Here is a 13,053-nt window from a genome sequence, read left to right as displayed (position 1 = left end):
TTAATCCGGATAACCCTGCGGATGGCGTGACTGCCAGTGCCAGGTATCCTGTGCCATTTCATCAAGCGTGCGGGTGACACGCCAGTTAAGCTCTTTATCCGCTTTGGTGGCATCGGCCCAGTAAGCCGGGAGGTCGCCATCACGGCGGGGAGCGAAGTGATACTTCACCGGCTTGCCGCAGGCTTTACTGAAGGCATTCACCACGTCCAGCACGCTGCTGCCGATCCCGGCGCCGAGGTTGTAAATATGCACGCCCGGTTTATCCGCCAGCTGCTGCATCGCCGCCACGTGGCCGTCGGCCAGATCCATAACGTGAATGTAATCGCGCACGCCGGTGCCATCTTCGGTGGGATAATCGTTACCAAAAATCGCCAGGGAATCGCGGCGCCCTACGGCAACCTGCGCGATATACGGCATCAGGTTATTAGGAATGCCCTGCGGATCTTCGCCCATATCCCCTGACGGATGCGCGCCAACCGGGTTGAAGTAGCGCAGCAAGGCGATGCTCCACTCAGGCTGGGCTTTTTGCAGGTCGGTCAGGATCTGCTCTACCATCAGCTTGCTTTTGCCATACGGGCTTTGCGGCGTACCGGTCGGGAAGCTTTCAACGTAAGGAATTTTTGGCTGATCGCCGTAGACGGTCGCGGAGGAGCTGAAGATAAAGTTTTTAACGTTGGCCGCACGCATGGCGGAGATCAGACGCAGGGTACCGTTGACGTTGTTGTCATAGTACTCAAGCGGTTTTGCCACCGATTCGCCAACCGCTTTGAGCCCCGCGAAGTGGATAACGGTTTCAATCGCGTGATCGTGAAGGATTTCAGTCATCAACGCTTCATTGCGGATGTCGCCTTCCACGAAAGTCGGCTGTTTGCCCGAAAGACGTTCGATGACCGGCAGCACGCTGCGCTTACTGTTGCACAGGTTATCAAGAATGACGACATCGTGGCCGCTTTGCAGCAGTTGCACACAGGTATGACTTCCTATGTAACCGCTACCACCTGTTACCAGAACTCGCATATTTCGCTCCATTAGGCTTATGGTATGAATTAACCATAGCATATCAGAGACGCGAAAAGTGTGACATGGGATAAAATAGTGGTATCGTTTACACTGGTTTTCACACCCGCTTTTTATCAGACTGAGTGCATTGTAGATCAAAGAGATAGAGATGTATTGTTGCAGGTTGTCTGAAAAGCGGAGGGCAGCGCCCTCCACGCGTTAATCGATTTTGCTCAGCAGGTAGCGGTATTGCTCGCCGTCAGGGACAAATTCCAGCCGATGGGTGATGCAGGAGGGGGCATCCTCAGCATGGTGAGACACAAACAGTAGCTGGGTTTCACCTTCGCTAATCAGGACATCCACAAAGCGGCGGATCAGCTGACGGTTGAGCGGATCCAGCCCCTGCAACGGTTCATCCAGAATCAGCAGCGTAGGATGCTTGACCAGCGCGCGGACGATCAATGCCAGCCGCTGCTGTCCCCACGACAGGCTGTGGAATGGCGCATCAGCTACCCGGTTGTCCATACCCAGAATATCCAGCCACTGCTGCGCCAGCTTGTGCTGCTTGTCAGATACCGCCTGATAAATACCAATGGAGTCGAAGAAGCCAGAGAGGATCACGTTTCGCACCGTGGTGCTCACCCGGTAGTCCAGATGCAGGCTGCTGCTGACATAGCCAATGTGCTTTTTGATATCCCAGATGGTTTCCCCGCTGCCGCGGCGACGGCCGAACAGGGTGAGATCGTTGCTGTACCCCTGCGGGTGATCCCCGGTGATCAGGCTCAGCAGCGTGGATTTACCCGCCCCGTTGGGGCCGACGATCTGCCAGTGTTCACCAGGATTAACCGTCCAGCTGAGGTGATTAAGAATAGGGCGATCGTCGTAAGCAACCACCCCATCGCGCAGCACAATGCGCGGCTGATCAGGGTCCAGCCCGTGGCGTGCTGAAGGCGCATCCGGCTCCGGCAGGGCAATACCGTCCAGTTTCTCGCTGTGCGCCAGCTGTGCAATCAGCGCCTGCCGAAGCAGTACGGCTTTCTCGCCGGTTTCGGTCAGGCTACAGTCCGCCAGCACGCCCGCATAATGTACGAAATCCGGGATCTCATCAAAGCGGTTAAGCACCAGCACAAGCGTGTATCCCTGCTGGTTAAGCGACGCCAGCAACGCGGCCAGCTGCGCGCGGGACTGCACATCCAGTCCGTCAAACGGTTCATCCAGGATCAGGAGTTCCGGCTCGCTCATCAGCGCCTGACACAGCAGCGTTTTGCGCGTTTCACCGGTTGAAAGGTATTTAAAGCGGCGATTAAGCAGGGCGGTAATGCCAAATTGCTCCGCCAGCTGCTGACAGCGGGCAGGATCTTTTATCTCATCCTGGATAATTTCCGCCGTCGTGCGGCCGGTATCTTCTTCGCCGGGGCTGAGCAAATCGGTATTGTTACGCTGCCACTCATCGCTGACCAGCTTTTGCAGCTGTTCGAAGGAAAGGCGCGTCAGCCGGGTAAAGGTGCACCGACGTTCACCCTTCAGTTGGGTTAATTCGCCTGCCAGAGCGCGGGCCAGCGCGGATTTTCCGCTGCCATTCGTGCCCACAAACGCCCAGCTTTCTCCGGCGCGAAGGGTTAACTCTGGCAGCGATAAGGTACGGGTATCACTAAGACGAAACGTGCCTTGCGAAATATGCAATGATGACATGTGTTATCCCATTTTTTGCAGCAACAGATGTCAGGGATACTCAGTGTAAGCAGGGTTGTCAATGCGCTTAGCACAATGTGGCGATAATTACCCTGTCTGCATTGAAATATGCGGTCACCACAGCACCTTCGTCTAATTCGGTCGCGTCGTTCACCGGAACGGTGGCGCAGAGCAACTGTCCATCCGGCAGGGTCATCAGCACTTCACATTGTTCTGCGCCGCGCTCGATGTGGCTGATACGCCCGCGTAGCTGGTTGTCGGCCTCTGCGGCCTGCTCAGGGTTGAGTGCGATGCTGATCCAGGGCGCTTTGAGTAATACCAGCACCTCCTGACCTTCGTTCAGCCCAAGGCGTTGACCACTTTGCGCGGTGATGGCGGCTTTCAGGCGCGTCGTACCGTCCGCGAGCAGGATCTCTATATGCTCCTGCACCTGCGAATGATCGCGCCCCGTCACCGTACCAAACCACTGGTTGCGGGCGCTGGTCTGCAAAGAGAAACGGGAGATGGCGCCCAGCAGGCTGTCCAGCGGCAGGTTGTCGTCATCGCTCAGCACATCAAATGCTTTTTGCTGGATCTGCGCCAGTAAATCGTAGAGCTGGATCAGACGTTGCCCGTAACGCGTCAACACGGCGCCGCCGCCGCCTTTCCCGCCGGTGGCGCGCTCAACCAGCGTATGTTCGCTCAGGGTGTTCATGTCGTTAATCGCATCCCAGGCGCTTTTATAGCTGATGCCGGTGTTTTTGGCTCCCTGGCTAATCGAGCCAGTTTGTTCTATTTGTTTTAACAGGGCGATGCGTCGCGGATCGGCGAAAAGCTTCTGCTGAAGTCGTAGTGTGAGGAGAATTTCGGCCTGCATAACAGTGTCCCGGCAAAAAGGCTATTGTGACCCAAATGCCCGGGGGCGGAAAGCGCACCGCACAAAAGGGGATGTTTTTCTTACTTTTCAGGGTAGAATAAGCCGTTCACAAGATCTGGAGAAAACCATGTTAGAGTTGTTGAAAAGTCTGGTATTCGCGGTAATCATGGTGCCAGTAGTGATGGCTATCATCCTCGGTGCCATCTACGGCCTGGGTGAAGTGTTCAACGTCTTTTCGAACATTGGTCATCGTCGTGACCAGCCTAAAAAGCAGCAATGATTTCCTCCAAAACGCCCGGCCAGCCCGGGCGTTTTGCTCTCAAGTTTATTCCTTTCCCGCCGATATCTTTTACAACGTTCCTTGAGTTTACGCATTAATGGGTACGATTTAGCGCTAGGAACGCCTGCGATATGTCGTTATATTTATTTGTATATAACGATACGCACAGGAGCTTCAAATGGCACGTTCATGGGTACGCCTTTTCGCAGGGGCAACGCTGACTCTCTCACTCACCGGCCACGCGCTGGCGGATGAAGTAAAAATCACGGTCTTTGCGGCGGCGTCGCTGACTAACGCGATGCAGGATATTGCTGCGGTATACAAAAAAGAGAAAAACGTCGAGGTGGTCTCGTCGTTTGCCTCCTCGTCCACGCTGGCCCGCCAGATTGAAGCGGGGGCGCCCGCGGATCTGTTCATCTCTGCCGATCAGAAATGGATGGATTACGCGGTGGAGAAAAAATCTGTTGATACGGCTACCCGCGAAACGCTGCTGGGAAATAGCCTGGTGGTGGTCGCGCCCGTAAACAGCAAGCAGGACGACATCGCCATCAACAAACAGACGGACTGGACCCGTCTGCTCAACGGTGGCCGTCTGGCGGTAGGCGATCCGGAGCATGTTCCTGCCGGGATTTATGCGAAAGAAGCGCTACAAAAACTGGGCGCGTGGGAGACCTTATCGCCGAAGCTGGCTCCCGCAGAAGATGTGCGTGGCGCGCTGGCGCTGGTGGAGCGTAACGAAGCGCCACTCGGGATCGTTTACGGCTCCGATGCCGTCGCCAGTAAAGGTGTGAAGGTGGTGGGCACCTTCCCGGAAGACTCGCATAAGAAAGTGGAATATCCTGTTGCGATAGTTGATGGACATAAAAATGCGAGCGTGACGGCCTTCGTTGACTACCTGAAGGGGCCGGAAGCGTCCGCGATCTTTAAACGTTACGGATTTACGACTCACGAATGATATTGACCGAACCTGAATGGCAGGCCGTGCTGCTGAGCCTGAAAGTCTCTTCCCTGGCGGTTGCGCTGAGTTTGCCCTTTGGGGTGTTCTTTGCCTGGTTACTGGTTCGCGTGAAGTTTCCAGGCAAAGCCCTGCTCGACAGTGTTCTCCATCTTCCGCTCGTCTTACCGCCTGTGGTGGTCGGATATCTGCTGCTGATCTCCATGGGGCGACGCGGTTTTATCGGCGAATGGCTGTACGACTGGTTCGGCCTGACCTTTGCTTTCAGCTGGCGCGGCGCGGTTCTGGCCGCGGCGGTGATGTCCTTCCCGCTGATGGTGCGCGCTATCCGCCTGGCGCTGGAAGGGGTGGATACTCGGTTAGAACAGGCCGCCCGTACGCTGGGCGCAGGCCGCTGGCGGGTATTCCTGACCATTACGCTTCCGCTCACGTTACCGGGCATTATCGTCGGTACGGTGTTAGCCTTCGCCCGCTCGCTGGGTGAGTTTGGCGCGACCATCACCTTTGTGTCGAACATTCCCGGCGAGACGCGGACCATCCCGTCGGCCATGTATACCCTGATTCAGACCCCGGGCGGCGAAGGTGCGGCGGCCCGGCTGTGTATTATTTCGATTGTGCTCGCTCTGGTCTCGCTGCTGGTGTCTGAGTGGCTGGCGCGCCTCAGCCGTGAACGGATGGGGAAACCGTGATGCTGGAACTCAACTTTACGCAAACCCTGGGCAGCCACACGCTGACGCTGAACGAAACGCTGCCTGCCTGCGGTATCACCGCTATTTTTGGCGTGTCGGGGGCGGGGAAAACGTCGCTGATTAATGCGATTAGCGGCCTGACGCGTCCCCAGTCTGGCCGTATTGTGTTAAATAACCGCGTCTTGAATGACGCGGAGAAGAAGGTCTGCCTGTCACCGGACAAACGTCGCATCGGCTATGTGTTTCAGGATGCGCGCCTGTTTCCGCACTACAGCGTACGCGGGAACCTGCGTTACGGCATGGCAAAAAGCATGGCCGGACAGTTCGATAAGCTGGTGGCGCTGCTGGGCATCGAACCGCTGCTGGATCGTCTGCCGTCGTCGCTGTCGGGGGGTGAAAAACAGCGCGTGGCGATTGGCCGCGCCCTGTTAACCGCGCCGGAACTGTTGCTGCTGGATGAGCCGCTGGCCTCGCTGGATATTCCGCGCAAGCGCGAGCTGCTGCCGTATCTGCAACGTCTGGCGCGGGAAATCAACGTGCCCATGCTCTACGTCAGCCATTCGCTGGATGAGATCTTACATCTGGCCGACAAAGTGCTGGTGCTGGAAGCGGGCAGGGTGAAGGCATTCGGCAATCTGGAGGAGGTGTGGGGCAGCAGCGTTATGCATCCATGGCTGCCAAAGGAGCAGCAGAGCAGCATTCTGAAGGTGAGCGTGCTGGAGCACCATCCGCACTACGCGATGACCGCGCTGGCGCTGGGCGATCAGCATTTGTGGGTGAATAAAATCGATACGCCGATTCAGTCCACGTTACGGATCCGCATTCAGGCATCGGATGTCTCTCTGGTCCTGCAACCGCCGCTGCAAACCAGTATCCGCAATATTTTGCGCGCAAAAGTGGCGCAGTGTTTTGATGATAACGGCCAGGTGGAAGTGCAGCTGGAAGTGGGCAGCAGAACGCTGTGGGCGCGCATCAGCCCGTGGGCCAGGGATGAGCTGGGCATCAAGCCTGGCCTGTGGCTTTACGCGCAAATCAAGAGCGTCTCCATCACCGCCTGATTACAGCAGGTGGGTATAAATATACTGCGCGATGCTGTCGGTGGTGTTATCGCCAATCACCACGTCAGCACGCGCTTTCACCGCGTCATCGGCATTACCCATCGCCACGCCCGTTCCGGCCGCTTCCAGCATGCTGATGTCGTTATAGTTATCGCCGAAAGCAATCACGTCCTGCATTGATCCGCCCTGCGATTCAACGAACTGGGTCAGACGCTTTCCCTTACTGTTGCCTTTGCGGGCGATATCCACCTGATCGTGCCAGGACCATTCACATTCCAGACCCAGCGTATGCTCGACCTGTTTTGCGAAAGTATTCAGTTTGGCGGTGTCTTCATCGGTCAGGGCAAATTTCCAGATTGCGTCGACGTCTTCCGCCGCCTGGCGCAGGGAGGAAACCTGAGTGAACACCGGACGCTGCGCTTCCGGCAGAGACAGAGCCCAGTTGCTGGTGCGGATCACATGGCCGGTAGGGCGTTCATACACCATGGCGTTATCCACATACATCAGGCCGTGAATGGCGTGCTCATCCAGCAAATCAATTAATTGTAGCGCCTGAGTAACGGGAAGCGGATCGGAGGCTAAAACCTTTTTTGCCTGATAATCATACAAATAGGTGCCATTACAACAAATTGCAGGTGTATCTAAGCCCAGTGCCTGATAAAAAGGATGAATGGCTACGTGATGTCGACCCGTTACGATGAGAAGTTGATACCCCGCTTCCTGGGCTCGTTTGAGGGCCTCAAGGGAAGAGGGGAGCAGGGTTTTCTGAGGGGTAAGCAGTGTTCCGTCTAAATCCAGGGCAATCACTCGCGAGGTCATTTTTTCTTCCGGGTTAATGTTGAATTTAAGGTCTGTCGGGATGGTACACCGAGAGCGGAACCCTGCAAAATCCCGGACTACAATTCAGCATTCACCGTTAAAAATAATCAGGAGTATTCATGAAACAAACCGTTTATACCGCCAGTCCTGAAAGTCAGCAGATCCATGTCTGGCGTTTGAATACAGAAGGTTCGCTTACGCTGGTTCAGGTTGTTGATGTGCCAGGCCAGGTGCAGCCGATGGTCGTCAGCCCGGATAAACGTTTTCTTTATGTCGGCGTACGCCCGGAATTCCGCGTGCTGGCATACCGCATCTCCCCGGATGACGGCGCGCTGACCTATACCGCAGAAGCCCCGCTGCCGGGCAGTCCGACCCATATTTCTACCGACCATAAAGGCAACTTTATCTTCAGCGGCTCCTACAATGCAGGCTGCGTGAGCGTCACCCGCCTGGAAGACGGTATTCCCGTTGAGACCGTCGACGTGGTAGAAGGGCTCGAAGGTTGCCACTCCGCCAACATTTCGCCGGATAACCGCACGCTGTGGGTGCCAGCGCTGAAGCAGGACCGCATCTGCCTGTTTACCCTGAGCGATGACGGCCATCTGGTCGCGCAGAGCCCGGCGGAAGTCACCACCGTGGAAGGCGCAGGCCCGCGCCACATGGTCTTCCTTCCGAATCAGCAGTATGCCTATGTCGTTAACGAGCTGAACAGCTCGGTAGACGTGTGGGAGCTGAACGATCCTAACGGGCAGATCGAGTGCGTACAGACGCTGGACATGATGCCATCTGATTTCTCCGACACACGCTGGGCGGCAGACATTCACATCACGCCGGATGGCCGTCACCTGTATGCCTGTGACCGTACCTCCAGTCTGATCACCGTCTTCAGCGTCTCTGAAGACGGCAGCGTTCTGGCAGTTGAAGGCTTCCAGCCGACAGAAACCCAGCCGCGCGGCTTTAATGTCGACCACAGCGGCAAATACCTGATTGCGGCGGGGCAGAAATCCCACCACATCGCGCTCTATGAAATCCAGGGCGTGCAGGGTCTGCTGGAAGAGAAAGGACGCTATGCGGTCGGACAAGGGCCGATGTGGGTTGTGATTAACGCTCACTGATCCGCAGACGAAAAAAACCTCGCAAATGCGAGGTTTTTTTATGCGCGGTTAATGCATGAGGTAGGCCGGGTAAGGCGCAGCCGCCACCCGGCAGCAGGCATTTTACTGCTTCGGCTCAGCAACCACTTTGCTACCCAGACCGCGGTTGTTGTATTCCCACATGCGGTTAAAGTTAGCGTCGTTCAGGTTACGCTGCACGTTGTCTTTATCATCCATCGTGCCGGTGTTGCCGGAGAAAGGACGTTTCGAGATCGCCGCATCCGCCCACGGTTTCGCCATGTTAAAGCCTTCGTTAATCACGCTGTCGCGGATCACGACCTGGCCGTTAGTGGCGGAGTCCACGTCCAGAGAGCGACCAAGCTGCGCCACGCCATCGCCAGCAGCAGTAAAGCGGCTATTCACGGCCAGGAAGCCGTAGAACAGGTTAGACTGCGTGGCCGGGGCAAAGACGTAACCTTCCTGCTGCGTACGTGAATTCACCACGCGGAAGTCGGTATTATCAAACACCACCGCGCCGCGGCCGGAGACCATATCCACGTCGCCTTCAATGTAGCTGTTGGTGACCAGAGTACGCGTCAGACGATTGTTCTGAAGGGTATTCTGCACGCCGCTGTTGGTCACGAAGAAGGTGTTCTGGCGGCCCAGGATATTGACGTTGTTAATCTGTACCTTGTCGCCATCGCTACGCAGCGCCACGGCCTGATGATTACCTGCGTCAACGCTGTCGCCCAGGGTGTTCTGAATGGTCAGGTTCTGCAATTGCAGACCGTTGTTCTGTGACCAGAATACCGCCGAGCACATCACGCCAATGGTGGCGGCACGCTTGCGCTGGCAGTTATCAAACATATACCACGCCGGTTTACCTGGCATGTATTTACCGGCCGGGTTCACCAGATGGCGCCAGGTGGTGCTGTCGATCTCTGAATCAATCGCCAGGCCAATTTTTACGTCGACCGCTTTTTCGCCCAGGCCGTAAAGCGTAATGCTTCCCGGTGCCGCCGGAACATAAACGGTTCCTTCGTATTCACCCGGCAGGATGGCAATGTACTGACGAGATGCGCTGTGTTTGGTGATTGCGGCATCAACGGCTGCCTGAATAGAGGTGTGTGTAACGCCCTCTGCCCCGGCCGGGCCGACAACGAAGTCTGGCTGTTTCGGCAGGTTAATAGAAGAAGGCGTCCACGGGGCTGCATTGGGATCCATCGCCGAGAAATAGTGCGCACGGGTGAAGTTTTTCGCTTCAGCCGCTGACAGGATCGGACGGGAAGCGGTGCCCGGAGCAACCTGCTCAGAAGGTTGCTGATCCGGTGGTGTTGAACTGCAAGCGGATAAAGTCACGCCAAAGGCGAGTGCCAACGCCAGACGGGAAATCCTGGAAATATTCAAGGTAATGCTCCTGGGTATGCAAGTCTTATCTGGATAGACGAAATAGCCTGCTTTTTTATACTAAGTTGAGCGAAACGGGAAGATAAAAACCGGAAAAGTTGCATTTTTGCCCGCAGGCGACGGGAAAGTCATCACAAATAAATAACATTTTCCCCCAATGCGGTTGACAGCAGGCGGCAGATGAAAATAAATGTCTATACAACCCATGACAAGTGGAAGGCACATGCAGCAGCTTCATCCCGATGATGTGATATGGCGAAATGCGCGACTGGCAACCCTGGCGACAGGTGAGGCGGAACCCTACGGCCTGAGAGAACAACATGCCCTCGTTGTGCGCGGCCAGACGATTCTGGCCGTGATTCCTGAATCCGAGATCCCCTCCGGGCATCGTCAGTGTGTCGATCTCGACGGGCGTCTGGTTACCCCCGGCCTGATCGATTGCCACACCCATCTGGTGTTCGGCGGCGATCGCGCAGCGGAATGGGAGCAACGGCTTAACGGCGTGTCATATCAGACCATTAGCGCGCAGGGCGGCGGAATTAACGCCACGGTCACGGCCACCCGCAACAGTTCGCCGGAAACGCTCCTGAGGGTGGCGCAGCAGCGACTCCAGCGGCTGATGAATGAAGGCGTAACGACCGTTGAAATCAAATCAGGATACGGACTGAATGCCGAAGCCGAAGAGAAAATGCTGCTGGTTGCCCGCCAGCTCAGCCTGAATAATCTGGTCGATATCAGCCCGACGCTGCTGGCCGCGCACGCCGTTCCTGCCGAGTACCGACAGGATCCGGATGCCTATCTGACGCTGGTCTGTGAGCAGATCATGCCCACGCTGTGGCAAAAAGAGTTATTTGAAGCGGTGGACGTGTTTTGTGAAAACGTCGGCTTTACCCCGGCTCAAACCGAGCGCCTGTTCCGGGCCGCCGCCGCGCTCGGGATCCCGGTAAAAGGGCATGTAGAGCAACTGTCGAATCTCGGCGGCGCGGCGCTGGTCAGCCAGTATAAAGGGCTGTCGGCCGATCATATTGAGTATCTCGATGATGCAGGTATTCAGGCGATGGCGCAAAGCGGCACGGTGGCGGTATTGCTCCCCGGCGCGTTCTATTTTCTTCAGGAGCGCCAGCGTCCACCGGTGGCGCAGCTGAGAGAGCAGGGCGTGCCGATGGCGGTGGCTACCGACTACAATCCGGGCACCAGCCCGTTTGCCAGCCTACATCTGGCAATGAACATGGCCTGCGTCCAGTTTGGCCTCACGCCGGAAGAGGCCTGGGCTGGCGTGACGCGGCATGCGGCGCAGGCGCTAGGACGTGGTGCGACGCACGGGCAGTTAAAGCCCGGTTATGTGGCTGATTTCGTCGTCTGGGAGGCGAATCATCCGGTTGAGATGGTTTACGAGCCGGGGCGGAATCCTTTGTATCAACGCGTGTTTCGGGGGCAGGTAGCATGAAACTGTGGCATCCCGTCTCTCCGCAGGTCTGGCAAGGGCGTGACGACAGCGCCGAGTCCAGCACCGCGAAACGTCTCTTCCAGACCATACAGCAGCGCGAACACTTTTCTCCCGTGCCGTCAGGCATCGCCCTGCTGGGCTTTGAATGTGATGAAGGGGTTAAGCGTAACCAGGGCAGGCCCGGTGCTGCACAGGCGCCCGATGTGTTGCGCGGCGCGCTGGCGAATATGGCGAGCCATCAGGGGCATGCGCGCCTCGTGGATATGGGTTCTGTTTATGTTGAAGGCGACGCGCTGGAGGCGGCACAGCAGGCGCTGAGCGAGGCCATAACCGCGTGCCAGCAATCCGGGATGCGTACTCTGGTTTTCGGCGGTGGACATGAAACCGCCTGGGCGCACGGGCGCGGCGTGCTGGACGCCTTTCCGAACGATCGCATTGCGGTGATCAACCTGGATGCGCACCTCGATTTACGCAAGGCCGAACGGGCAACGTCCGGCACGCCGTTCCGCCAGCTGGCGCACTACTGCGCGTCTCAGTCGCGGGCGTTTCACTACGCATGCCTGGGGGTAAGCCGTGCGGCGAATACTCAGGCGCTGTGGGAGGAAGCTGAGCGGTTGAACGTGACGCTGGTTGAAGATCTCGATTTTCGCCGGGATGCGCTATCCGCGCTGGATAGCGTGCTTGCGCAGGCAGACCGGGTTTATCTCACCGTTGACCTGGATGTGCTGCCCGCCGCAGAAATGCCTGCCGTGTCCGCCCCTGCGGCGTTGGGGATCCCGGCGCTGGATCTGTTCCCGGTGATTGAGCGTATCTGCCGAAGCGGTAAACTACAGGCGGCGGATCTGGTGGAATTTAATCCGCACTACGATCGGGACGGACAGGGGGCGAAGCTCGCCGCCCGACTGGCCTGGCAAATTGCTCACTGGTGGGCATAACAACATTCAAGGAGTCATGATGTTTTCACGCTCGCCCCTGCCGCAGCCGAGCCCTCCCGCACCTTTTTACGAAAAGGTGAAGCAGGCGATCAGCGAAAAAATCGCCGCCGGCGTCTGGCGCCCGCACGACCGCATTCCGTCCGAGGCCGAGCTGGTGACGCAGTTTGGCTTTAGCCGAATGACCATCAACCGCGCACTGCGTGAACTGACCGATGAAGGGTTGCTGGTGCGCCTGCAAGGGGTCGGGACATTTGTGGCGGAGCCAAAAGGACAGTCAGCGCTGTTTGAAATCCGCAGCATTGCCGATGAAATTGCCGCCCGTAACCATCAGCACCACTGCGAGGTGCTGGTGCTTGAAGAGACGCAGGCCAGCGCCGAACAGGCCATCGAGCTGAACGTTACCGAGGGCACCCGGATTTTCCATTCGGTGATGGTGCATTATGAGAACGACATTCCGGTCCAGATTGAAGATCGCTGCGTCAACGCGGAGCGGATACCGGACTACCTGAACCAGGATTACACCCAAACCACACCGCATGCGTATCTCTCGCTCGTCGCCCCGCTGACGGAAGGGGAGCATATCGTGGAGGCCGTGCGCGCCACGCCGCAGGAGTGCGAGCTGTTGCGTATTAAAGAGCACGATCCCTGCCTGCTGATCCGCCGTCGTACCTGGTCGTCCTCGCAAATTGTGTCGCATGCGAAGCTGCTGTTCCCGGGGAATCGCTACCGGTTGCAGGGCCACTTTATGTCATAAGTTTTATAAGCGTGATCGCTAACGCAATATAGCAAAATTGTATCTTTTTTGTTAAATCCGACCTTGTG

Annotated in this window: 13 protein-coding genes; 8 read left to right on the top strand and 5 right to left on the bottom strand. The window is 57.0% G+C overall.

The annotated features are described in order from the left end of the window. The 3 genes from galE to modE form a co-directional block, all read right to left on the bottom strand. Positions 1-1,017, bottom strand: coding sequence for a UDP-glucose 4-epimerase GalE (gene galE, locus RHN82_RS03020; protein WP_003858554.1), 1,017 nt, complete (start codon positions 1,015-1,017; stop codon positions 1-3). Between the two features lie 201 nt (positions 1,018-1,218). Further along, positions 1,219-2,691 (bottom strand): molybdate ABC transporter ATP-binding protein ModF, encoded by a 1,473-nt coding sequence (gene modF, locus RHN82_RS03015; protein ID WP_032647751.1) that lies wholly within the window; start codon positions 2,689-2,691, stop codon positions 1,219-1,221. Between the two features lie 67 nt (positions 2,692-2,758). Continuing rightward, the gene (modE, locus tag RHN82_RS03010) at positions 2,759-3,547 is read right to left on the bottom strand and encodes a molybdenum-dependent transcriptional regulator (protein ID WP_047053052.1); all 789 of its coding nucleotides are present in this window, start codon (positions 3,545-3,547) and stop codon (positions 2,759-2,761) included. Positions 3,548-3,674: 127 nt separating this feature from the next. Here modE and RHN82_RS03005 point away from each other — a divergent pair, with 127 nt between their 5' ends. From RHN82_RS03005 to modC, 4 genes are all read left to right on the top strand, one after another. Next, positions 3,675-3,827, top strand: coding sequence for an AcrZ family multidrug efflux pump-associated protein (locus RHN82_RS03005; RefSeq protein WP_003858549.1), 153 nt, complete (start codon positions 3,675-3,677; stop codon positions 3,825-3,827). A gap of 178 nt (positions 3,828-4,005) precedes the next feature. Next, the gene (gene modA, locus RHN82_RS03000; RefSeq protein ID WP_047053054.1) at positions 4,006-4,782 is read left to right on the top strand and encodes a molybdate ABC transporter substrate-binding protein; all 777 of its coding nucleotides are present in this window, start codon (positions 4,006-4,008) and stop codon (positions 4,780-4,782) included. Then, a complete protein-coding gene (gene modB, locus RHN82_RS02995) occupies positions 4,779-5,471 on the top strand; it encodes a molybdate ABC transporter permease subunit (RefSeq protein WP_015571097.1) in 693 nt (230 codons plus the stop codon). Before modA ends, modB begins: the two co-directional genes overlap by 4 nt. Continuing rightward, positions 5,471-6,529 (top strand): molybdenum ABC transporter ATP-binding protein ModC, encoded by a 1,059-nt coding sequence (gene modC / locus RHN82_RS02990; protein ID WP_047053055.1) that lies wholly within the window; start codon positions 5,471-5,473, stop codon positions 6,527-6,529. The genes modB and modC overlap by 1 nt, the downstream gene beginning before the upstream one ends. On the opposite strand, the gene RHN82_RS02985 is transcribed toward modC, so the two are convergent. Then, positions 6,530-7,348 carry a pyridoxal phosphatase gene (locus tag RHN82_RS02985; protein WP_047053056.1) on the bottom strand — a complete coding sequence of 273 codons (819 nt, stop codon included), beginning with the start codon at positions 7,346-7,348 and terminating at the stop codon, positions 6,530-6,532. It abuts the gene before it with no gap. 119 nt (positions 7,349-7,467) lie between these two features. Here RHN82_RS02985 and pgl point away from each other — a divergent pair, with 119 nt between their 5' ends. After that, a complete protein-coding gene (gene pgl / locus RHN82_RS02980; protein WP_047053058.1) occupies positions 7,468-8,463 on the top strand; it encodes a 6-phosphogluconolactonase in 996 nt (331 codons plus the stop codon). Positions 8,464-8,565: 102 nt separating this feature from the next. Here pgl and RHN82_RS02975 read toward each other — a convergent pair whose 3' ends face one another. Further along, a complete protein-coding gene (locus tag RHN82_RS02975; protein ID WP_045343747.1) occupies positions 8,566-9,849 on the bottom strand; it encodes a putative acyl-CoA thioester hydrolase in 1,284 nt (427 codons plus the stop codon). 223 nt (positions 9,850-10,072) lie between these two features. Between RHN82_RS02975 and hutI the strand changes: the two genes are divergently transcribed. From hutI to RHN82_RS02960, 3 genes are read left to right on the top strand one after another with little or no spacing between them, the layout of a single operon-like run. Beyond that, positions 10,073-11,296: an imidazolonepropionase gene (gene hutI / locus RHN82_RS02970; RefSeq protein ID WP_047053059.1), complete on the top strand. Its 1,224-nt coding sequence runs from the start codon at positions 10,073-10,075 to the stop codon at positions 11,294-11,296. Next, on the top strand, positions 11,293-12,231 hold the full coding sequence (gene hutG, locus RHN82_RS02965; protein ID WP_047053062.1) for a formimidoylglutamase: 939 nt from the start codon (positions 11,293-11,295) through the stop codon (positions 12,229-12,231). The genes hutI and hutG overlap by 4 nt, the downstream gene beginning before the upstream one ends. Positions 12,232-12,250: 19 nt before the next feature. Next, entirely contained in the window at positions 12,251-12,985 is a 735-nt protein-coding gene (locus RHN82_RS02960; protein ID WP_047053063.1) for a histidine utilization repressor, read from the top strand. Positions 12,986-13,053 lie beyond the last annotated feature (68 nt).

The sequence above is a fragment of the Enterobacter cloacae complex sp. EB5 genome, assembly GCF_031432835.1.
In the GTDB taxonomy this organism is placed as follows: domain Bacteria; phylum Pseudomonadota; class Gammaproteobacteria; order Enterobacterales; family Enterobacteriaceae; genus Enterobacter; species Enterobacter hormaechei_C.
Note: the sequence above shows the minus strand (reverse complement) of the source record. Positions and strands in the feature narration are given on the sequence as shown.